This is a genomic window from Halomonas urumqiensis, assembly GCF_003028575.1.
Lineage (GTDB): Bacteria > Pseudomonadota > Gammaproteobacteria > Pseudomonadales > Halomonadaceae > Halomonas > Halomonas urumqiensis.
This window is the reverse complement of the sequence record NZ_PYUD01000014.1, coordinates 1-22,916: the sequence shown is the minus strand read 5'-3', so window position 1 is coordinate 22,916 and position 22,916 is coordinate 1. Positions and strand designations below refer to the sequence as shown.

The 22,916-nt window shown below is 62.5% G+C and carries 15 protein-coding genes and 1 pseudogene; 9 read left to right on the top strand and 7 right to left on the bottom strand.

What is annotated here, in order from left to right; translation table 11 throughout:
* Positions 1–481 precede the first annotated feature (481 nt).
* Positions 482–3,328 carry an FAD-binding and (Fe-S)-binding domain-containing protein gene (locus tag C6V82_RS17805; protein ID WP_102587802.1) on the bottom strand — a complete coding sequence of 949 codons (2,847 nt, stop codon included), beginning with the start codon at positions 3,326–3,328 and terminating at the stop codon, positions 482–484.
* A gap of 87 nt (positions 3,329–3,415) precedes the next feature.
* The gene (lldD, locus tag C6V82_RS17800; RefSeq protein WP_102587803.1) at positions 3,416–4,570 is read right to left on the bottom strand and encodes an FMN-dependent L-lactate dehydrogenase LldD; all 1,155 of its coding nucleotides are present in this window, start codon (positions 4,568–4,570) and stop codon (positions 3,416–3,418) included.
* 290 nt (positions 4,571–4,860) lie between these two features.
* Here lldD and C6V82_RS17795 point away from each other — a divergent pair, with 290 nt between their 5' ends.
* Genes C6V82_RS17795 through C6V82_RS17785 form a run of 3 tightly spaced genes read left to right on the top strand, consistent with a single transcriptional unit; the run spans position 4,861 to position 8,940 of the window.
* Positions 4,861–5,646: a GntR family transcriptional regulator gene (locus C6V82_RS17795; RefSeq protein ID WP_102587804.1), complete on the top strand. Its 786-nt coding sequence runs from the start codon at positions 4,861–4,863 to the stop codon at positions 5,644–5,646.
* A complete protein-coding gene (locus C6V82_RS17790; protein WP_373297672.1) occupies positions 5,643–7,565 on the top strand; it encodes a sensor histidine kinase in 1,923 nt (640 codons plus the stop codon). The genes C6V82_RS17795 and C6V82_RS17790 overlap by 4 nt, the downstream gene beginning before the upstream one ends.
* Complete coding sequence (locus C6V82_RS17785; protein ID WP_102587805.1) at positions 7,558–8,940, top strand: sigma-54-dependent transcriptional regulator; 1,383 nt, start codon at positions 7,558–7,560, stop codon at positions 8,938–8,940. The genes C6V82_RS17790 and C6V82_RS17785 overlap by 8 nt, the downstream gene beginning before the upstream one ends.
* A 48-nt stretch (positions 8,941–8,988) precedes the next feature.
* On the opposite strand, the gene C6V82_RS17780 is transcribed toward C6V82_RS17785, so the two are convergent.
* Positions 8,989–9,582, bottom strand: a complete 594-nt coding sequence (locus tag C6V82_RS17780) for a gamma carbonic anhydrase family protein (RefSeq protein ID WP_102587806.1) — start codon at positions 9,580–9,582, stop codon at positions 8,989–8,991.
* 238 nt (positions 9,583–9,820) lie between these two features.
* Here C6V82_RS17780 and prlC point away from each other — a divergent pair, with 238 nt between their 5' ends.
* From prlC to C6V82_RS17760, 4 genes are all read left to right on the top strand, one after another.
* Complete coding sequence (gene prlC / locus C6V82_RS17775; RefSeq protein ID WP_102587807.1) at positions 9,821–11,869, top strand: oligopeptidase A; 2,049 nt, start codon at positions 9,821–9,823, stop codon at positions 11,867–11,869.
* Positions 11,870–11,936: 67 nt separating this feature from the next.
* Positions 11,937–12,182, top strand: a complete 246-nt coding sequence (locus tag C6V82_RS17770; RefSeq protein WP_102587808.1) for a YheV family putative zinc ribbon protein — start codon at positions 11,937–11,939, stop codon at positions 12,180–12,182.
* 292 nt (positions 12,183–12,474) lie between these two features.
* Positions 12,475–13,461 (top strand): TAXI family TRAP transporter solute-binding subunit, encoded by a 987-nt coding sequence (locus tag C6V82_RS17765; protein WP_102587809.1) that lies wholly within the window; start codon positions 12,475–12,477, stop codon positions 13,459–13,461.
* A 95-nt stretch (positions 13,462–13,556) separates the two neighbouring features.
* The gene (locus tag C6V82_RS17760; RefSeq protein WP_102587810.1) at positions 13,557–15,749 is read left to right on the top strand and encodes a TRAP transporter permease; all 2,193 of its coding nucleotides are present in this window, start codon (positions 13,557–13,559) and stop codon (positions 15,747–15,749) included.
* A 117-nt stretch (positions 15,750–15,866) separates the two neighbouring features.
* Here C6V82_RS17760 and metF read toward each other — a convergent pair whose 3' ends face one another.
* Positions 15,867–16,709, bottom strand: coding sequence for a methylenetetrahydrofolate reductase [NAD(P)H] (gene metF / locus C6V82_RS17755; protein WP_102587811.1), 843 nt, complete (start codon positions 16,707–16,709; stop codon positions 15,867–15,869).
* A gap of 154 nt (positions 16,710–16,863) precedes the next feature.
* Between metF and C6V82_RS17750 the strand changes: the two genes are divergently transcribed.
* Positions 16,864–17,802: an AEC family transporter gene (locus C6V82_RS17750; protein ID WP_102587812.1), complete on the top strand. Its 939-nt coding sequence runs from the start codon at positions 16,864–16,866 to the stop codon at positions 17,800–17,802.
* On the opposite strand, the gene ahcY is transcribed toward C6V82_RS17750, so the two are convergent.
* The 3 genes from ahcY to metK form a co-directional block, all read right to left on the bottom strand.
* Positions 17,803–19,230 carry an adenosylhomocysteinase gene (gene ahcY / locus C6V82_RS17745; RefSeq protein ID WP_102587813.1) on the bottom strand — a complete coding sequence of 476 codons (1,428 nt, stop codon included), beginning with the start codon at positions 19,228–19,230 and terminating at the stop codon, positions 17,803–17,805.
* 103 nt (positions 19,231–19,333) lie between these two features.
* Complete coding sequence (ligB, locus tag C6V82_RS17740; protein ID WP_102587814.1) at positions 19,334–21,061, bottom strand: NAD-dependent DNA ligase LigB; 1,728 nt, start codon at positions 21,059–21,061, stop codon at positions 19,334–19,336.
* A 105-nt stretch (positions 21,062–21,166) separates the two neighbouring features.
* Positions 21,167–22,387: a methionine adenosyltransferase gene (metK, locus tag C6V82_RS17735; protein WP_102587815.1), complete on the bottom strand. Its 1,221-nt coding sequence runs from the start codon at positions 22,385–22,387 to the stop codon at positions 21,167–21,169.
* A 282-nt stretch (positions 22,388–22,669) separates the two neighbouring features.
* On the opposite strand from metK, the pseudogene C6V82_RS17730 reads away from it, so the two are divergent.
* Positions 22,670–22,916, top strand: a pseudogene (locus C6V82_RS17730) (transketolase); the annotation flags it as partial.

Sequence of the window (22,916 nt, the reverse complement as noted above, 5' to 3'; positions counted from 1 at the left end):
CAACCCGAAGGTTGAGGCTTTGACGAGTCGCTTGCCTTGATGGTTCGTGTGACTGGTCACCGACCCATCGACAAGCGCCCACATGAATTACCTGATCGATTGTTAAAGAGCGGCTCCGGGCTCGATGTCTTGAGCGGAGCGTCTCGCTTGCCGTCGTGGCCTGCCGTGTTGCGGCGGCCTCGCCAGCGCCCTGCGAGGAAGGCGTATTCTACGTGATCGGCGTGGCGTGTCAAGCGCCATGTGTCGCCGTGGTGATGACTCACCCAGGAAATGCCGATGGTACCTAAACACTAGTACTATCAATCACTTCCTTCACTTACCACCGCCTGCAACGTTGCCCGTCGCCGGCAGCGGATGCGTACTTTACGGGTTTGATGGCGGCACCGCAAGAGGGGGTGGAAAAAAACGACAAAAAGCCGCCCAGTCCACATTGCGGTCCACCCACCACCCTAATCTCCATGGTCGATCAACCCGTGCCGGCTCATGCGTTGTTGATCGGGCTACTGGCCTTATCCAGCAGGGAAAGGATGGAGCGGTAGGGGATTCCACCATGCTCGCTCAACCCGATCTCACAGGTCCGCGAGTTCGAGTAACCGGTAGAGCACTCCGACACCTGGCTTGCCAGACCCGCCAGCGCCGAGGCATTCAGCTCGGGGATTGCGAAGCCCTTGTCGCCAGCGAAGCCACAGCACGTGATGTCGGTTGGTACGACCACGTCCGTTGAACACGCCCTGGCCAGGGCAACGAAGGCGTCGGCCAATCCCATGCGTGTGCTGGAGCAGGTGACATGCACGGCAACGCGCTCGTTGATAGGCGTTATCGAGAGCCTCGACAGCAGTTGCTCATGCGCAAAGGCCACTGGCTCGAGCAGGCTCAAGCGCTCGTCGAGGTGTTCTTGCATTTGAAGGGTGCACGGGCTGGTATCGCAGAGTACCGGGTAGCGACCATTCTGGCTGGCCACCAGGAGTTCACGATTGAGTTCACGCGCCTTGTGGGTCGCTTCCTCGAACTGCCCCTTGGACTGGAAGGCCATCCCGCAACACAGATGGCCGATCATTTCCGGCAGCACCACGTCGAAACCGGCCTTGTCGAGTAGCGACAGGGTGATTTCCATCACCGACCGCGATTCTGCGTCATGGCGGGTGGCACCAAACACGCGCGTCGCACAGGAAGGCAAATAGACGACCTTGTCACGGCCGGGAGTGCTCGGCGCGCCAGGTTTGAGCACACGAATCGGGGCCGCCTGAGGCAGCGCCGGCGTCCACTGCGGCAGGCGGTCGCCACTCAAGCGCCTTGCGCCATGGCTGGCCTTGCCCATCAGGTCATCGCCCAGCACACGGTTGGCCGCCCCCGCCACATTCAAGGCACCTCGCGCTACCCGTGTAGCACCAGAGAAGTGGCGGCCAACACGCCGTGCCACCCCAGCCCTGTTGGCAAGCCTTTCGTGTCGCAGCTCACGCACCAAGTCACCGGTGTTGATGCCCACCGGGCACTGTGTGGCGCAAAGGCCGTCGGCTGCACAGGTGTCATCACCCGCATAGCGGTAACCACGTCGCAACGCACTCAGCCGCTCGCCCTGGGCAGCGTCCAGAGACTCACCAAGCGCTTCGAGCCTGGCCATTTCACGCGCGATGACGATGCGCTGCCGCGGGGTGAGCGTCAGGTCTTTCGAGGGGCACACATGCTCACAAAAACCGCACTCGATGCACTTGTCGATAATTGGGTCGGCGGCCGGTAGCGGCTTGAGATTCTCGAGGTGCAGTGTCGCGTTACGACTGAGAACCACCTCGGGATTGAGCAGGTTAGCGGGATCGAACAGCGCCTTGATATCCCACATCAGCGCATATGCTTCAGGCCCCCATTCCAGCTCCACGTAGGGTGCCATGTTGCGACCGGTGCCATGTTCGGCTTTTAGCGAGCCGCCATACTCGACACCCACCAAATGAGCGACTTCATCCATCAGCGCTTGATAGCGCGCCACCTCACCGGGCTTTTCGAACCCCTGGGGAAAGACGAAGTGCAAGTTCCCTTCGAGGGCATGACCGAACAAGATGGCATCCTGGTAACCATGGCGATGGAAGACCTCAGTCAGCGCCTGCACCCCCTCGTCGAGCCGCTCGACCGGAAAGGCGACATCCTCGATGATGACTGTGGTGCCGGTGTCGCGTACCGCGCCGACCGCCGGGAACAGCCCCTTGCGAATCTTCCAGTACATTCCATAGGTGGCAGCATCACGGGTAAAGGTGACCGGCTCGAGGGTACGAATGCCCTCGAGCGTAGCCTGCACGTCGGCCATGCGTGACTCGAGCTCGCTTTCGCTATTCCCCCGCACGTCGATCAGCAATGCCGCCGCCCCCTCGGGCAAGTGCCTGAGCACCTCGGGCATGCCAGGCTGGTCCTGAACCGAGCGCAGCGCGGCCCGGTCCATCAACTCCACTGCCGAAACGGGCGCCTGCTTCAAGGCGATGGTCGCCCGGCAGGTGGTGCCCATATCGGGAAACAAGCCAAGCGCTGCTGCCTTGAAGGGTTCATCGACCACGCTGTCATACGTGATCTCGCTGATGAAGCCAAGCGTGCCTTCGGAGCCAATCATCAGGTGCTTGAGAATATCGATGCCACCAGCGAAATCCACCAGGCTGTTCAGCGCATAGCCGGTGGTGTTCTTGAGCCGGTACTTGTGACGGATCCGCTCGGCCAGTGCCTGGTTGGCCCGCGTTTCGGCCGACAGCCGCTCCAGTCCCGCAAGCAACTCGCCGTGAGATGCCTTGAAGGCCGCCACACTGCTGCTATCCGCGGTATCCAGCACACTGCCATCGGCCAGGATCACGCGGATATCGCGTACCGTGCGGTAACTGTTCTGAGCAGTACCGCAGCACATGCCGGAGGCGTTGTTGGCGGCGATTCCTCCGATCATGCAACTATTGATCGAGGCAGGGTCGGGGCCAATCTTGCGCCCGAACGGCGCCAGCACAGCATTGGCCCGCGCACCGATGACCCCCGGTTGCAGGCGAATGGCCTGGCCGTCGTCGATCACCTCATACCCACGCCATCCACGCCCGAGCTGTATCAGCACGGAATCGGTGATCGCCTGGCCCGAGAGCGACGTACCCGCCGCCCGGAAGGTCACCGGCAGCTTGCGAGCGCGACACTCGGCCAGGATCAGTCGCAGCTCGTCTTCACTTTCCGGACGTACCACCAGTTGCGGTATCAATCGGTAGAAACTGGCATCGGTACCGTAGGCCAGTGTGCGCAGCGGATCATCCATCAACCGTTCGGCGGGGATCGTCTCGCGCAGCGCTTCGAGCAATGCCTTGTAAGGGGCTTTCATGACGACCCTCTACCGGTGAAGAAGATAAGGGCAAGCTGGGCGGCACGCCCAACCCGACAGGACCGAGTGCGGATACTCGGCATGTGCTTAGCCAACTCCGTGGTTGGCGGTCGACACCAGCGAGTGCGGGCCGAGGTCGGCAATGCTGCGCGCCCCGGTGAGCGTCATGGCAACCCGCATCTCCTTTTCGAACAACTCGAGCAGATGCGCAACGCCAGCCTCGCCAGCGGTGGCGAGGGCGTAGATAAAGGCTCGCCCAAGCAGCACGGTATCGGCGCCCATGGCGATCATGCGTACGACATCGAGCCCATTGCGCACGCCCGAATCGGCCAGGATGGCCAAATCGCCCTTGACCGCATCGGCGATGGCAGGCAGCGCATGTGCTGTGGAAGGAACGCCATCGAGCTGGCGACCGCCATGATTGGAAACGACGATGCCATCCGCTCCAAAACGAACCGCCTCACGAGCATCCTCCGGGTCCAGGATCCCCTTGATGATCATCGGGCCATCCCACAATTCGCGTATCCACTCCAGATCCTTCCAGGAGATAGAGGGATCGAAGTTATCGCCAAGCCAGGCGATGTAATCCTCAAGCTCCGTCGGCTGGCCGCGATAATCCGATACGTTGCCCAGATCATGGGGACGACCATGAATGCCCACATCCCAGGCCCAGAAAGGATGCATGGCGGCCTGAGCCATCCGCCGAATCGGACCGTGCTTGCCACTCATGCCGGAGTGGGCATCGCGATAACGCGCCCCCGGCACAGGCATGTCGACCGTGAACACCAGCGTCTTGACCCCGGCAGCCTTGGCCCGCTCCAGGACATGCTTCATGAAGCCCCTGTCCTTCAGGACATAGAGCTGAAACCAGATAGGGCGATCCACCGCCGAGGCCACCTCGTCGATGGGACATACCGACACCGTCGACAGCGTGAAAGGTATGCCTTTACTGGTAGCGGCTCGCGCGGCCTGCACTTCACCGCGCCTGGCGTACATGCCGGCCAGCCCCACGGGTGCCAGGGCGATGGGCATGGAAAGGGACTCACCGAACAACTCGGTCTCAAGCGATAACGAGGACATGTCCTTCAGCACGCGTTGACGCAAACCGATACCGGCAAGATCATCGACGTTACGACGCAGCGTATGTTCGGCGTAAGCCCCACCGTCGGCGTAGTGAAACAGAAAGGGCGGAATTCGACGCTTGGCGGCGCGGCGATAATCCGTGGACGCGGAAATGATCATGGCGAGCCCTGTGAATGATGGAAGCCTTTTGGGTAAATTGGTAAAACCAATTTACCCAAAAGTTGGCGAAACCTTATGAGCGGTGGATGACAGTGTCAATTCACCGATGCGGTTTTTACCACTAAACAGTCATATACTTTGGTATCAGGCTTGGCAAGATAATCACAATGCCTTGAAATTCAAGAAGTCTTCGCTGTACCAGAGGGTCATGTCAGGTGGCAACTATTGGTAATACCAATTACTTGATTTACCATGCCACTACGTATCAACTCATCCAGAGACAGCCCGCCATGGCCTATCAACCCGTCCGTCAACCGCGCCTCGCCGACGTGATTACCGAACGTCTCGAGGCGATGATCCTTGAAGGTAGTCTCAAGCCTGGCCACCGTCTGCCCCCCGAGCGCGAATTGGCCGAGCGTTTTGGCGTATCACGCCCGTCACTGCGTGAAGCGATTCAGAAGCTGGCCGCCCGAGGACTCTTGACCAGCCGCCAGGGCGGCGGCACCTTCATCACCGAAGACCTCAATACCAGCTACAGCGATCCGCTTCTGGAGATGCTGGCGCGCCATGGCGAGTTTCATCTGGACCTGCTGGAATTCCGCGATGCCATGGAAGGGATCTCCGCCTATTACGCGGCACTTCGCTCCACCCCCACCGACAAGGCACTGCTGATAAAGCGCTTCGAGGAGCTCGATACCTGCTTCAAGGGCCAGGACCCTGCGCTCGAGGCCAAGGCTGATGCGGCCTTTCACCTGGCCATTGCCGAAGCTGCCCACAACGTGTTGCTGCTGCATACCATCCGCGGGATATTTCATCTGCTCGAGCGCAGCATCGTCGACAACCTCGCCCACTTGTTCGAAAAACCCGACGCCCGGCCACTGCTGATGACCCAGCACCGGGCATTGCTCGATGCTATCCTCGAGGGGCGTGCCGAAGATGCCCGCGAACGCGCCCATGAGCACCTTGTCTATGTCGAGGAAGGCCTGCTGGAAGTGGCGCGCGCAGAGACCCGTGCCCAACGCGCTCTGCGCCGCGCCCAGGCCACGCCGGGAGAACGCCGAGAGCCGACACCGTGAACAGTGCCAAGCGCTCGGCACGGCTTTCGGCGGGTTGGCGACGCCTGATATGGCTACTGGTGCCGCTGGGGCTGATCATGGTGATGTGGCAAGCCTCGCAACTCGCCCGCGAACAAGCCCTGAGGAACCTGCACCAGGACGCCGAAAATGAACTGCGCCTGTCGGCTGCAAGCCTGGTCGGGCATCTCTCGCGACACGACTACCTGCCGCAACTGCTGGCCTCACGCGAGGGGGTCAAGCGTTTCCTGGCCTCGCCCGAGACCCAGGACGTGATGCCCCTCAACCGCCTGCTGGACAGCTTCCGTGCCACCACGGGCGTCTCCGATGTCTACCTGCTCGATCGCCATGCCGATACCCTGGCCGCCAGCAACTGGCACCGCCCCAACACATTCATCGGCCAGAATTACGCCTTCCGCAGCTACTATACCGACGCCATCGCCGGCGGCCAGGGACGCTTCTATGGTCTGGGCGTGCAATCACGGGATCGCGGCTACTACTTCTCCTCCCCGGTGTGGCTCGATGACACCTCCCCCAGCGCCCAACCCGACGGCGTGATGGTCGTCAAGGTACTGCTCGACGTGGTGGAAGCCAGTTGGAGCGACCAGGATGCCGAGCTGCTGGTCACCGATGAAGACGACATCATTTTCATGGCAAGCCAAGCCGAGTGGCGTATGGCGGCCCTGCATCCACTCTCCAAAGAGCAGCACCAGGCGCTGCTTGAGACCCGCCGTTATGCTGACGAACCCCTGTCACCCTCTGGCATCGAGATACTTGAAGAGCATGACAGCCATCGCCTGATCGGCCTCTCGCAGGGGCCGCTGGCCGACAATCGTTATCTCGGCCTGTCGCGTTCACTGGCCGAATTCGGCTGGCAGATGCACATCCTCAAGCCACTGACGCCGGTGGTACGCGCCCAGTGGCTATCGGCCCTGCTGGCCGGTGGGCTATATGGCATCATCGCACTGGTCGGCGGGATTGGCTGGCAGCGCTTGCGACTGCGTCGCGAGCGTGAGCAATTCGCCGAGCGAGAACGCCTGACCCTGGCGAGTGCGCGGGATGAGCTCGAGAGAAGTGTCGAGCGGCGTACCCGGGACCTGGTAGAAACCAACCGTCGGCTGTCAGACGAGATCGAAGAACGCCGTCGTGCCGAGGACAGCCTGCGCCAGACCCGCGATGAGCTGATCCAGGCCGCCAAGCTCGCTGTACTCGGCCAGTTGGCCGCCGGCATCAACCACGAGCTCAACCAGCCATTGGCAGCAATCCGTGCCTACGCCGAGAATGCCACCGCATTCCTTGAGAGGAAGCGATTCGATGCCGTGGATAGCAACCTGGAGCAGATTATCGAGTTGACCGGGCGCATGGCCGAGATCAGCGCGCAACTGCGCCAATTCTCGCGCAAGAGTAGCGACAACTTGACCAGCGTGTCGGTACCGCGCTGTTTCGAATATGCGCTGCGCCTGTTCCAGGCCCGCCTGCGTGATACCGACATTGCCGTGGAGTTTCACTGGCCGCAAGGCGACGTCTGGGTGCGCGCGGATCTGGTGCGACTCGAACAGGTCCTGGTCAACCTGATCGGCAACGCCTTGCAAGCCATGGCCGACGTCGCCAAGCCACGATTGATGCTGTCCATCGAGCAACGGGGAGACGAAGTGGTGCTTGGCGTGGCAGACAACGGGCCAGGCATCGACGAGGCGTTGCTGCCCAGCATCTTCGAGCCGTTCTTTACCACCAAGTCACCCGGCAGCGGACTGGGGCTTGGCTTGTCGATCTCGTCACGCATCATCGACGATCTGGGCGGTCGCCTGCGGGCTGAAAATCGTCCGCAAGGCGGCGCCCTGTTCACCATTACCTTGCCTTGCGACCACACGTCCACGTGCACTCCATCGGCGTCTAACCGCGAGAGGAATACCCATGCATGATCCGGCGGCCACCCCAGTGATCATCGTCGACGACGAACCCCACTTACGAATCACTGCCGGACAGACCCTTGAGCTGGCAGGCTACAGACCCGAACCCCACGCCAGCGCCGAACAGGCCCTGGACAGCCTGGCCCCGGACTTTCCAGGCGTGGTGATCAGCGACATCCGCATGCCCGGCATGGATGGCATGGCACTGCTGCGGGAGGTACGCCTGCGCGACCCCGACCTGCCGGTGATCATGGTTACCGGCCACGGCGATATCTCCACCGCCGTGGAAGCGATGCGTGAGGGTGCCTGGGATTTCCTCGAGAAGCCTTTCGCCGGGGAACGCCTGGTGGAAGTGGTTCGCCGCGCCGTCGAGAAACGCCGGCTGAGCCTGGAAAACCGCCACCTCAAGGCCGAACTCGAAGCACAGCAATCAGCCCCTGGCCCGCGCCTGGTGGGGCGTACCCAGGTGATCCAACGACTAGCCTCCATGGTGGCGCGCATCAGCCAGGTGGATGCCGACGTGCTGCTGTTCGGAGAAACCGGCGCCGGCAAGGACCTGGTGGCCCGCGCCATCCATGAACGCAGCCCGCGCGGCGGCCACCCGTTCGTGGCCATCAACTGCGGTGCGGTGCCTGAAAGCACCATCGAGTCGGAACTGTTCGGCCACGAAAAGGGCGCCTTCACCGGTGCCGTGGAGCGGCGCATCGGCAAGTTCGAGCATGCCAATGGCGGCACCGTATTCCTCGACGAGATCGAATCGATGCCGCTCTCGCTGCAAGTGAAACTGCTGCGGGTACTCCAGGAGCGAAGCGTCGAGCGGCTAGGCTCGAACGTGCCCGTGCCACTCGATATACGGGTGATTGCCGCCACCAAGGTCGACCTCAAGGCCAGCGCAGAGGCTGGGCGATTTCGTGAGGACCTCTACTACCGGCTCAACGTGGTCACACTGCCGATCCCACCACTGCGCGAGCGTCGCGAGGACATCCCGCTGCTGTTCCAGCACTTTGCCGTGGTCGCCGCCAACCGCAGCGGACTCGAAGCCCCACCCCTCGACGCCTCCGGCATTGCCGCCCTATTGGCCCACGACTGGCCCGGTAACGTGCGTGAGTTGCGCAACCTAGCCGAGCGCTACGTATTACTGGGTGCCGCCTGGGACTACCGGCTGGATGCCCTGCTGGAGGGCGCCGAGAGCGACACCGGCGACCTGCCGCTACCTCGTCAGGTGGAGATGTTCGAGAAGAGCCTGATAGACCAGGCTCTGGCTCGGCATAGAGGGCGTGTCACCGAGGTCACCGAACAACTCGGCCTGCCACGCAAGACGCTCTACGACAAGCTGCGCAAGTACGACCTGCGCGCCGAGGACTACCGCCAGAGCAGCGAGCCCTGAGCCAGCAGCTCCCAAAGTGGGACCAGGCGGGCGCAACCAACTTGCGTCTCACTCCTTCGCCACGGCGAGGTACTCGTCCTTCAGGCGAACATAATTGCCAGCGGTGTAGGGGAAGAAAGCGCGCTCCTTGTCCTTCAATGGCCGCAACGCCTTGGCCGGGTTGCCGGCATAGACATGGCCGCTCTCCAGTCGCTTGCCCGGCGTCACCACCGCACCCGCGGCGATGATCACCTCATCTTCCACTACCGCGCCATCCATGACGATGGCACCCATGCCCACCAGGATACGATTGCCCAGGGTGCAGCCATGCAGAATCGCCTTGTGGCCGATAGTCACCTCCTCACCGATGGTCAGCGGAAAACCGTCGGGGTTGAAGTCGCTGGCGTGGGTAATATGCAGAACGCTTCCATCCTGCACGCTGGTGCGTGCGCCGATGCGGATGCGGTGCATATCGCCACGTATCACCGCCGTGGGCCACACCGAGCAGTCGTCACCCAACACCACATCACCCAGCACGATACAAGCGGGGTCGATATAGACCCGCTCCCCAAGCGCAGGTGTGACACCCTTCCAGGGCCGCAGCGCGCCATGTGTCGTGGCCTTCGCTTTGGTTGCCGGTTCGGTTGTCGGTAACTCGCTCATCGCTCACCTCGTGTATGAATCGGTTTTCGTTTCCCACCCAGCGTATCACCATGCGCCGAGCGAAAGCCCCTCTCATCCCTGCGCCTGGCGGAGGGCCGGCCGGCGACGGCAGACGCCCGGGTGAAGACGCCATCGCCGTGGACACATTGACGCTGTCGTATTAAAACCCTCGTATTGAAACCGGGGCCCTGCGCCCGCATCTAAGCAACATCCATCGTCAATAGCCCCAGAGGTGCGCATGTCCCGCAACCCGCTGCTCGAATCCCATGAATTGCCCCCTTTTGCCGAGATTCGGCCCGAGCATGTGGTGCCCGCCATCGAGGAGCTGCTGGCAGAGAACCGCGACGCCGTCGATGCACTGGTGGTAAACGCCCGGCAGACACAGGCCACCTGGGACAACCTTGCCGCCCCGCTGGAGGCCCTGAATGACCGTTTGTCAAAGGCCTGGTCGCCGGTGTCCCACCTCAACGGCACGATGAACAACGACGCGCTGCGCGACGCCTACCAGGCGTGCCTGGCCAAGCTCTCCGACTACAGCACCTGGCTTGGCCAGCACGAAGGGCTGTTCCTGGCCTGGCAGTCGCTGAAGGAAGGGGCTGCCTGGGACGCACTCGACGAAGCCCAGCGCCGCGCCGTGGACAACACCCTGCGCGACTTCCGCCTGGCCGGCGTCGACCTGCCCGCCGATAAGAAGCGCCGTTATGGCGAGATCCAGTCGCGGCTCTCGGAACTGGCCAACACCTTCTCCAACCAACTGCTCGATGCCACCCAGGCTTGGCATCTCGACCTCGCCGACGACAGCCGCTTGGCCGGCCTGCCGCAGAGCGCACTGGCCGCTCTCAAGTCCAATGCCGAGGCCAAGGGGCAGTCTGGCTACCGGATCACCCTGGACTTCCCGAGCTTCTTTCCCGTGATGACCTACGCCGATGATCGCGAATTGCGCCGCGAGGTCTATACCGCCTTCGTTACCCGGGCATCGGACCAGGGCCCCAATGCCGGTGAATTCGACAATGCTCCAATCATGGAAGAGATCGTCCGCCTGCGCCGAGAAGTGGCCAAGTTGCTCGGTTTCGCCACCTATGCCGACTACTCCATGGCCACCAAGATGGCCGAATCACCGCAACAGGCTCTCGACTTTCTCGCCGACCTCGGCCGCCGTGCCATCCCCCAGGCGCGTGAGGAGTATGCCGAACTGGAGCATTACGCCCACGAGGTGCTCGGCATGGGTGAACTCGCCCCATGGGATGTCGGTTACGCCAGCGAAAAGATGCGCGAAACGCGCCACTCGATTTCACAAGAACAGCTGCGTCCCTACTTTCCCGCCCCCACGGTGGTCGATGGCATGTTCAAGGTGGTGGAACGACTGTACGGGGTGACCTTCGAGGAGGACAACGCCGCCCCACGCTACCATCCCGACGTGCGCTATTTCCGCATCATGGAGCAAGGCTCAGCGATAGCCGGTTTCTATCTCGACCTTTATGCCCGTGAAGGCAAGCGTGGGGGTGCCTGGATGGACGAGTGCCGGGTGCGCCGCCTCGAGCATGGCGAGTTGCAACTGCCGGTGGCCTACCTCACCTGCAACTTCACGCGCCCGGTTGGCGAGCGGCCTGCGCTTTTGACCCATGATGAGGTCACCACACTGTTTCACGAATTCGGCCATGGCCTGCACCACATGCTCACCCAGCAGACCATCGCGGATATCTCAGGGATCAATGGCGTGGCCTGGGACGCGGTGGAACTGCCCAGCCAGTTCATGGAGAACTACTGCTGGGAGCGTGAAGGGCTGGACCTGATTGCCGCCCACGTGGACACCGGCGACAAGCTGCCCGGCGATCTGCTGGAGAAACTGCAGGCCGCCAGGAACTTCCAGTCCGCCATGGGCATGGTGCGCCAGCTCGAGTTCTCGATCTTTGACCTGCGCCTGCATCATGAGCTGGACGCCCCCTCCGCCGTGGATATCCAGGCCCTGCTGGACGCCGTACGCGATAGCGTCTCTGTCGTCCCAAGGGCCGCGTTCAACCGCTTCCAGAACGGCTTCAGCCACATCTTCGCTGGCGGCTATGCGGCGGGCTACTACAGCTACAAATGGGCCGAGGTGCTGTCGGCGGACGCCTGGAGCGCCTTCGAGGAAGCCGGTATCTTCGACCCCGAAACCGGTCGCCGCTTCCGCACCGAGATCCTCGAGCAGGGTGGCGCCCGAGATGCCGCTGACCTGTTCCGCGCCTTTCGCGGCCGGGAACCGAGTGTCGAGCCATTGCTTCGCCACAGCGGCATTCGCGCGGCCTGATCAAGAGGCTTGCCTCCCATCACACCCTCCGGCACCCCCTGGGGGGTGCCGTCATTCAGGAGTCTTCATGACCGTCGTAAAACGCTTCATCGCCGGCGCGATCTGTCCCCGCTGTGCCGAGATGGACCGCATACGCAGTTGGGAACAGCACGGAATTCGCTATCGCGAGTGCGTCAGCTGTGACTTCTTCGAGCAATTGCCCATCGAGGACCAGACACCACCAGAACTCGAAACACGTGTCAGCAAGCCCCGCGAAAAGCCAGCACCGGAAGACTTCCAGACAGTCAGGATCCTCGATCCCAAGGGCGATTGAAGGAGGCGGGACCAGGCTGTGCGGATATCCACACAGCCATATTGCCGAATCGTGCGGCGTTCCAGAATCCCCCGCCCACCACCCATTAGACCAAGGTAGATAAATCACATCATAACCCTCTGTATTGGCTAGAAATACAGGAAAATGGCCCGACACTTGCGGTGTATATCGTTGAAATGCCCGTTCGCGCCAGCGCCGGGCAACCTCCGGAACGAGCTGCCAGAATGAATGTGCCGAGTGCAGCCATCGGCCGGATTCATTACCAACGACAATATGCAACGGGAGTTACGCCATGCGCCTTCTTTCCACGAAATTGCTAGCCGGCACCATTGCCGGTTCACTGCTGGTCGCCGCCGCAGCCGCTCAGGCCGATCGCAGCGAGTGGCCGGACAACTTCACCGTTGGCACTGCAAGCCAAGGCGGCACCTATTTCGTCTATGGCTCTGGTTGGGCAAACCTGGTGGCCAACGAGCTAGGCATTTCCGGCGGCGGTGAAGTCACCGGCGGCCCGAACCAGAACCTGGCCCTTGTGCATACCGGCGACCTGGCACTGGGCTTGACTACCATGGGTCCAGCGGCGGAAGCCCTGGCCGGCAACAGCCCACTGGCTCCGGGCGTGGCGATGGATAATGTCTGCGCACTCTTCCCGATGTACGAGACACCATTCTCCATCACTGCACTGGCCGACAGCGGCATCACCTCGATCTCCGAGATTCCCGATGGGGCGCGCATAGGCTTCGGACCTTCAGCCTCCACCTCCGATACCTACTTCCCAGCCATCCTCGAGGAGTTGGGTGTTGATTTCGATCGACGCAACGGTGGCTGGACTGACCTTGGTGGCCAGCTGCAGGACGGCCTGCTCGACGTCATCGCCTTCGCTGCCGGCATTCCGATCCCGGCCGTCAGCCAGCTCGAGGTCCAGACCGACGTGAACATCATCGAGTTCACCGAGGAAGAGCAAGCCCAGGTACTCGAGGCCTTCCCGGTCGCGCCTTTCCAGATACCGGCCAGCACCTATGAAACGCTCGAGGAGGATGCCCGAGCCGTGTCCATGTGGAACTTCGCCATCGCCGGCTGCGACCTGCCGGAAAGTTTCGTCTATGAAGTCACCAAGGTGACCATGGAGAACAATGACCGCATGCAGGAAGTACACCGCAGCGCTGTCACCTCCGTCCCGGAAAATATCGACAAGAACACTGTGCTGCCCTTCCACCCGGGTGCCGTGCGCTGGTACGAGGAAAACGGTTACGAGGTTCCCGAAGAGCGTAAACTGAACTGATCGTCTCTCGAGCCTGACCTTGCCCCGCTACCGGCCATCACACCGGTGCGGGGCATTCCTGATCCTGCAGCCCCACACTCGAGGGTGATATCCCCATGAGCAACACTCCCGATACCCGTCCAGGTGAGTCCGAGGAGGCTATCGACAAGGCGCCCGATAGCATCGCCGATGGTGTCGACGAGGAAGTCGTCGAAGGCAACCGACGCCTCTTCACCGGATGGCAATGGATACTGTTCGCCGGCCTGGCGATTGCCTACTCGCTCTTCCATCTGATATCGCTCAATGTCTACCCGATGGAAACCTGGTCATTTCGCATCGTGCATATTGCCGGTGCCCTGATTCTGGGTTATGGCTTCTATGCCGGCACCCGATTCGCCGACGAGGGCCATGGCGGCGCCTCACCGGCGTGGCTTTCCGGAATCAGCTATGCCCTGCTGATCCCGGCCTTGTATGCTCTGTTTCAGGTCTACCTGATGCAACAGGAAATCAGTGGCGGTGCCATGCGCATCGACCCGCAGACCGAAACCTGGCACTACGGCTTTCCGCTGCTTCTGGCCACGGCCGGAGGCATCATCATCTCCTGGTGCCATCGCCAGGTGCGCAGCAAGCTCGCCCCCGCCGATCTGGTGTTGATGGTCTCTGCCATGGCAACGGCAGGCTACCTCATCCTGATCTACGCCACACCGCTCAGGGCCTCCACGGGCACCTCCTTCGCACCCGTGGGTATCTCCTATGCTGCCCTTGCCGGGTCACTGTTGATCCTCGAAATGACCCGTCGCGTCACCGGTCTGGCGCTGGTAGTCATCTCCGCCATCTTCCTGCTCTATGTCTTCTTGGGCCCCTATCTCCCGGGCTTCCTCGGCTATCCCGGCCTCTCGTTCAATCGCTTTTTCAGCCAGGTCTACACCGATGCCGGCATCCTCGGGCCGACCACGGCGGTCTCGTCGACCTATATCATCCTGTTCATCATCTTCGCCGCTTTCCTGCAGGCCTCAAAGGTCGGTGACTACTTCGTCAACTTTGCCTTCGCCTGCGCCGGCCGCGCCCGTGGCGGCCCTGCCAAGGTGGCAATCTTCGCCTCCGGCCTGATGGGCATGATCAACGGCACCAGCGCCGGCAACGTGGTGTCCACCGGTTCGCTGACCATACCGCTGATGAAGAAAGTGGGGTATCCCGCCAAGAGTGCCGGCGCCATCGAAGCCGCAGCGTCGACCGGCGGGCAGATCATGCCGCCGATCATGGGTGCCGGTGCCTTCATCATGGCCGAGGTCACTGGCATTCCCTATACCGAAATCGCCGTGGCAGCGCTGATCCCGGCTATCCTCTACTTCGTGTCGGTCTACTTCATGGTCGACTTCGAGGCAGCCCGCAAGGGCATGCGCGGCATGCGCAAGGACGAGATCCCGCTGTTCTCGAGGCTCGTCAAGCAGGTCTATCTGTTCGCACCCATCATCATCCTGATCGCGGCTCTGTTCATGGGCTATTCGGTGATCCGCGCCGGCACCCTGGCCACCGCCTCGGCGGCCGTGGTGAGCTGGCTCTCGCCCAACAAGATGGGCATTCCTTCCATTCTGAAGGCATTGCGGCTGGCCAGTACCATGGCGATCCAGATCATCGCCGTCTGCGCCTGTGCTGGCCTCATCGTCGGTGTGATCTCGCTAACCGGCGTCGGCGCCCGCTTCTCGTCGCTGCTGCTCGGCTTGGCCGGCGTGAGCCAGTTGCTGGCGCTATTCTTCGCCATGTGTATCTCGATTCTGCTCGGCATGGGCATGCCGACCACGGCGGCCTACGCGGTCGCCGCCTCGGTGGTGGCTCCAGGCCTCATCAACATCGGCGTCCAGCCGCTGGTGGCCCACTTCTTCGTCTTCTATTTCGCCGTAGTCTCGGCGATTACCCCGCCAGTGGCCCTGGCCTCCTATGCGGCGGCAGGCATTTCCGGTGCCAACGCCATGGGCACCTCGGTGGCGTCGTTCAAGATCGGCCTGGCCGCCTTCATCGTGCCCTTCATGTTCTTCTACAGCCCGGCCATGCTGATGGAAGGTTCTTGGCTGCAGATCCTGCGGGTGGGCGTTACCGCCACCCTGGGTATCGTGCTGCTGTCCGGCATGGTCCAGGCCTGGTTCTTTGGGCCGGTCAAGGCCTGGACACGGGTGGTGATGCTAATAGGCGCCATCTTCATGATCTATGGCGGCATCTACACCGACATTGCGGGTCTGGCCATCGCGGGGGGACTGTTCCTCATGCAGCGCAAGATGCATGGTGGGGGTGATCGCTCGGTCACCACCTGAGCGGCACTCTACCGCCTGAAGTGAACGGGGCCTCGCCAGTTGGCGAGGCCCCGTTCGTTCACCGATCGTCCAAGCGTGTTGGTACGCGGCGCATGAGCGCGCCATTCGAGACCTCGCTCAGCCGGTAATATTGTCGAGGATGCGCAGCGTCGGGGCAGCCTGGTTCAAGGTATAGAAGTGCAGCCCAGGGGCGCCGCCATCGAGCAGACGCTGGCAGAGCCGTGAGATCACCTCGTCACCGAAGGCAGCGATGGACTCGCTGTCGTCACCGTAGGCTTCCAGCTGCTTGCGAATCCAGCGCGGAATCTCGGCCCCACAGGCATCGGAGAAGCGCGCCAGCTTCGCGTAGTTGGTGATCGGCATGATGCCCGGAATAATCGGTTGCTCAACGCCCAGCGCGCGCGCTTTATCGACAAAATTGAAGTAAGCGTCAGCGGTGAAAAAATACTGAGTGATGGCGATATTGGCACCCGCCTGCATTTTGCGGGCAAAGTTTTCCACATCCTTATCGAGGTTAGGTGCCTGTGGATGAGATTCCGGGTAGGCGGCCACGGCGATCTCAAAGTGATCACCGGTTTCCTCGCGGATAAATTCGACCAGCTCGTTGGCGTAGCGCAGCTCACCAATGCCGCCCATGCCGGACGGCAAGTCGCCACGCAGCGCCACCAGACTTTCGATGCCTTCCCCGCGGTAGCGCGCCAGCAGTTCCCGCAACTGCCCTTTCTCGCTGCCGATGCAGGAAAGATGAGGTGCGGTGGTAAACCCCGACTCACGAACCTGACGCACGGTGTTCAGGGTGCGATCCTGGGTCGAACCGCCGGCCCCATAGGTCACCGAGAAGAAACGCGGTTCGCGCTCGGCCAGGGCATCACGTACGCCCACCAGCTTGTCACGACCCACGTCGGTATTGGGCGGAAAGAATTCGAAGCTGATGCCGAGTGGGTGTTGCTGCGTGCTCATCGATGAACCTCATGAAGCGAATGCATAATTGGCGCTATTGTGACGACTCCCTTGCAGCGTCACCAATGAAAGTTTCGCGAAGCTGTATCAATATGATTCACGTTGGCGCCACCCCATCCCCCAGGCATCATGAGCATTTTGACAGGGAGGTCACATGAACGGCATCGAGCCCGGCGCACTGATGGGGCCACTGTGGACGCTGCTGGCGTTCGTTGGCCTTGGCTGGATCGCCGCCCGTCGGCTGGCGGTGGACCCACGCCCCATCGCCACCCTGTTGATCTACCTGATCGCCCCGATCACGGTATTCCGCGCCCTCACACTGGGCGGCCCGACCCCGGAGTACCTGCTGCTGACGTTCGCGCTGTTCGGCGTGTCGAGCCTCGTGGCGGTTGCCATGCAGCGCTTGACCCGCCGCCGCTTCGAAACCCAGGAAAGCGCCCTGCTGGCCTTCTCCTCGGGCACCGGCAACACCGGCTACTTCGGGCTGCCGGTAGCCCTGGTACTGCTGCCCCCGGAAGGCGTGACGCTTTATCTGTTCTGCATGCTGGGCGTCACGCTCTACGAGTTCACGGTGGGCTTCTACCTGAGTGCCCGTGGCCAGTTTTCGATTCGCCAGAGCCTGGTCAGGATCACGCGACTGCCGCTGGTCTATGCGTTTCTCGCCGCGCTTCTGGCCAGCGCCATCGGCCTCGAAGTGCCAGGGGCGATGATCGATGGCATGGCGGTATTTCCGGCCACCTACACCCTGCTTGGCATGATGATCATCGGCATGACCCTTGGAAGGGTCTCCTTTCGCGAACTGGACCTTCGCTTCATCGGCGCCTGCGTGGCGATCCGCTACGGCCTCTGGCCGTTGCTGATGCTGTTCGCCGTGCTGGGGCTGCAGCAGCTGATGCCGCTCTCGGTAGAGTTAGCCATGGCGCTGCTGTTGATCGGCGTGGTCCCCATGGCCGCCAACGTGGTGGTGGTGGCCATGGAGCTCGGTATCGCAGCGGAGAAGGGAGCCCTGGCGGTGCTGGTCACCACTCTGGCCGCGCCCTTGCTGATCCCGCTCTATCTGGGGCTGATGCTGCCGCTGGTGGGGATTACCTGACTAGTAGCGGTAGGCATCCGGTTTGTAGGGCCCCTCCGGCGCCACGCCGGTATAGCGTGCCTGGGCCTCGGTCAAATGCGTGATCACGCCGCCAAAGCCCTCGACCATGTAACGGGCGACTTCCTCATCAAGATGGCGCGGCAGCACACTGACACCTAGCGCTGCGGCCTTCTCCGACTCCGGCAGATCGGCGAAGCGCTGCTCGTACAAGTGGATCTGGGCCAGTACCTGGTTGGCGAAGGAACCATCCATCACCCGCGAAGGGTGCCCGGTAGCGTTGCCCAGGTTCACCAGCCGCCCCTCGGAAAGCAGGATCAGATAGTCGCGGCTGACGGGGTCGTAATCCCCCGGGGCACTGTCGCGGTAGACTTTGTGAACCTGCGGCTTGACCTCCTCCCAGTGCCAATGGTGACGCATGTGGGCGGTATCGATCTCGCTGTCGAAATGGCCGATGTTGCAGACCACGGCCCCCCGCTTGAGCGCCTTTAGCATTGGCGCATCGCAGGCATCGATATTGCCGGTGGCGGTCACCACCAGATCGATCCTGCCGAGCAGGTCGCGGTCGATGCTGTCGATGCCGCGGTTGATGCCATCACGATGCGGCGAGACCACCTCGAAGCCGTCCATGCAGGCCTGCATGGCGCAGATCGGGTCGACCTCGGCCACCTTGACGATCATGCCCTCCTGGCGCAGCGAGGCCGCTGAGCCCTTGCCCACATCGCCATAGCCGACCACCAGCGCCTGCTTGCCGGCCAGCAGGTGGTCGGTGGCACGCTTGATGGCATCGGAAAGCGAATGGCGGCAGCCGTACTTGTTGTCGTTCTTCGATTTGGTGACGGCATCGTTGACGTTGATCGCAGGAACCTTCAGCGTGCCGTCGCGCAGCATCTCCTCCAGGCGGTGCACGCCAGTGGTGGTTTCCTCGGAGATACCGTGGATCGCCTCGAGCAGTTCCGGGCGTTGCTCGTGCAGCAGCTGAGTGAGGTCACCGCCATCATCGAGCACCAGGTTGGGCACCCAGCCATCCGGGCCTGCCGCCGTCTGTTCGATGCACCACCAGAATTCCTGCTCGTTCTCGCCCTTCCAGGCGAACACCGGAATGCCCGCGGCGGCAATCGCCGCCGCGGCGTGATCCTGGGTGGAGAAGATGTTGCACGAAGACCAGCGCACGCTGGCACCGAGGTCGATCAGCGTCTCGATCAACACCGCGGTCTGGATGGTCATATGGATGCAGCCGGCAATGCGCGCTCCCGCTAGTGGCTGGGCCTGACGATACTTGTCGCGAATCGTCATCAATGCCGGCATTTCCGTCTCGGCGATGCGAATCTCACGACGTCCCCAGTCGGCGAGGGCGATGTCGGCCACCTTGTAATCGTCGAAGGCAGTGGCATGTCGAGCCTTCGGCGCGGGAACGGCAGGTTGGTTCATGGCTCACCTCTTGATCTGGGACTGATCCGTGACGGGTCATGGACGCCGGTCGCAAGCGTCAGACGTGACCCTCACTATAGGCAGGCTTGCCGATGGGTGACAATCAGCGTCCGAACCCTTCGACCCCCATCTCGTCCAGACGTTGCGCTACCCCGCTCAGTACCGGGTGCTGGAAGAATTCGACCAGATCGGCCGCTCGCTTGGGCCCGATACCCGGCTGCGCCTGCCATTCGGCCAGGCCGCGCGCCGAAAGCGCTGCCCAACGCTCGGCACCATTCACTCCCTGTACGGCTGGCGGCGCGCCCAGTGCCACAAGCCAGGTCTCGAAGTCTCGCTCGCGAGCCAACCCAAAGGCATCGGCCAGCGCCTTGGCACGCACGCTGCCTATCCCCGAGACAACCCTGAGTGCGCCCTCATCGAGCCAAAACGCATCAAGCAGGCCATCGACCAGTCCCGCCTCGACAAGCGCGCGCCAGGTGCCGGGGCCGACACCTGGCAGGTCGAGCCCCCCTTCACCACTCAACCATGCCAGGCGCTCCAGGAACTGTGCCTGGCAGCCCATCGTGAGTTGCAGGCAACTCAGCGCGTGATAAAGCGAAGGCTCCGGCACCTCTAACGGTGTTCTGGGGTGCTCGCGCCAGGCCACGCTCGCCACCTGGGGAATCGTCAACCCTCCCAGCGTCACCACCAGGTGATCGCCAGGGCGAATATCCCACTCGGCCCACTGCTCGAGAGAACCCAGCGACACCCGCCGGATCACCCGGCCGGCAAGCGCCACAGGATAGAGCTGGACTACCGGGGTGATTCGGCCGGTGCGTCCTATGCGGAAGCTTACCCCACGCACCTCGGCGAGTACCTCACGGGCGGGGTGTTTCCAGGCCACCGCCCAGGCCGGTGGCTCGGCCTGCCAGGCTTTCCCTGGCGGCCGCGAGGCCTGACGCAGCACCACGCCATCGGTGGCAAACGTCAGCGCTCCATGGAACCAGCTATCACGCCAGGTGCTTGCTTCATCGCTAGTGGCGATCGCATGGGTAAATCGTCGGGTATCCGGGAAGCCCAGCTCGGCGAGCCCAGCAAGCCGCTGGGTCATGCTTGCCGGCCCATCGGGCCAATCCCAGACGAACAAGCCAAGTGATCGCGCTTCATCATCATCAAGGTTGTCACGTGCCATGAGGCCGGCGGCCCGTCCACGCGCCCCCTGGTCGCCAAGCGTTGCCTGAACGTGGTCAACGAGACGCAGATAGATCTCGCCTTGCAGTACGGCATCGATCGGCCTTGGCAGGCGAGATGGCACCACCGGTAGTTGGCTTGCTCGCGCCGTCCAGTCCTGCCCGGTCACACCATCACCACGGCTGACCGCACGCACCAGCACACCACCTCGATAGACCAGCGTTACGGCGACACCATCGACCTTGGGTTGGATCCATGCATCCTGACGACGCGATAGCCAGCGCCTCACCGCCTCGATATCTTCCAGTTTGGTGAGCCCCGTTTGAGGGATCGGGTGGGAAATGGCCTCGCTCGGGTCATGCCTCGCGGGCGACGCCGACTGACGACTGGCCACGTCGGGAAAGCAGCCACGCCACGTATCGAGCAGCACACGCGACTGGTCATAGATATCGTCACTGACCAGCGACTCGGCGCGCCGATAATAGGCCTCGTCCCACACGGCGAGACGCTCGGCGAGAGCGCTGATTTCATGTTGTGCACGTGGCACATCCCAGGTGGGGCACGCGGCAAGGGCAGGCCAGCATGGCAGCAGCAGAAGCCCTATCACGCAGGCACTCAGAGTGAAGCGACGTAGTTGAGGGCTTGGTATCAGCAGGGACATGGTTGGCACTCGTCAGCAACACCAACCGCTACCCTAGCAACAGACCCCGCACGGCGAAGCCGGCGGGGCCTGTCAATGGCTGTAGGCGTTTCGCTACAGCGAGTGTTACAAACCGGCCGCCTCACGCAGTACAGACGCGCGGTCGACCTTCTCCCACGGGAAGGCCGTGAAGGTCTCGATGTGCTGTTTTCCTTCGGTATCGGTCCAGGTGTAGCGCGTCTCGAAGGGTTCGCGGCCGAAGTGGCCGTAGGCGGCAGTCAGCTGGTACATCGGGTGCAGCAGGTCGAGCATGCGAGTGATGGCATTGGGACGCAGGTCGAAGTGTTCGCGGATCAGTTCGATGATGCGCTCATCCTTCACCTTGCCGGTGCCGAAGGTATTAATCGACACCGACGTGGGCTCGGCGACGCCGATGGCATAGGAGATCTGGATCTCGCACTTGTCGGCGAGCCCCGCCGCGACGATGTTCTTGGCCACGTAGCGTCCGGCATAGGCGGCACTGCGGTCGACCTTGGAGGGGTCCTTGCCCGAGAAGGCACCACCGCCGTGGCGTGCCATGCCGCCATAGGTGTCGACGATGATCTTGCGCCCGGTCAGCCCGCAATCTCCCACAGGGCCACCGATCACGAACTTGCCGGTCGGGTTGATATGGTAATGCGTGCTCTCGGTCAGCCATTTGGCGGGAATCACCTGCTCGATGATCTCGCGCTTGACCATCTTGCGCAGCTCCTGCTGGTCGATACCCGGATCATGCTGAGTGGAGAGCACCACCGCATCGACGCCGCAGGGCTTGCCGTCATCGCCATAGCGGAAGGTAATCTGGCTCTTGGCATCCGGGCGCAACCACGGCAGAAGGCCCTGCTTGCGCAGGTCGGCCTGGCGCTCCACCAGGCGGTGGGCGTAGTGGATCGGCGCCGGCATGTAAGAGTCGGTCTCGTTGGTGGCATAGCCGAACATAAGCCCCTGGTCGCCGGCGCCTTGATCCTCGGGCTTGGCACGATCGACGCCCTGGGCGATGTCGATGCTCTGCTTGCCGATCAGGTTGAGCACGCCACACGTCTCGCCGTCGAAGCCGACATCCGAGGAGGTATAGCCGATTTCGGTAATCACCCGGCGCACCAGTTCCTCGAGATCCACCCAGGCCGAGGTGGAAATTTCGCCGGCAACGATCGCCACGCCGGTCTTGACCAGTGTCTCGCAGGCCACGCGGGCATGCTTGTCGCGGGCGATGATGGCATCCAGCACCGCATCGGAAATCTGGTCGGCGATCTTGTCCGGGTGCCCCTCGGAGACAGACTCGGAAGTGAACAGGGAGTATTCGCTCATGGCGTCCTCGGCCCTTCTTTGACGGCAATCAATCAGTAGCGACAATCGGTAACGGCACTGCCATAAAAAACCGCCAGGCCGACACCACATGGGTCGCAAAGTCTACACGCTGCCCCTTCACAAGGCATCCACGATTTGAAGCGCGGCGTCAAGTCGGCGACAATGAGCCGCCTGATTCGACCGCGCCGCTTGTCCCGCGGCGCCCCATCCAGCCAGAACGCTCCCCCGCTTCCCACCGGCGGGGCAGCACCGCTTAGTCTGCCGCAGGCGAGGAGCTACTCAATGCCATCCCGTTTCGAACTGGCCAATGCCATTCGCGCCCTGTCCATGGATGCCGTCCAGAGGGCCAAGTCCGGCCACCCCGGCGCGCCCATGGGCATGGCCGACATCGCCGAAGTGCTGTGGAACGACCATCTCAAGCACAATCCGGCCGACCCCAAGTGGCCCGACCGCGACCGCTTCGTGCTCTCCAACGGCCACGGCTCCATGTTGCTCTACTCGCTGCTGCACCTGACCGGCTATGAACTCG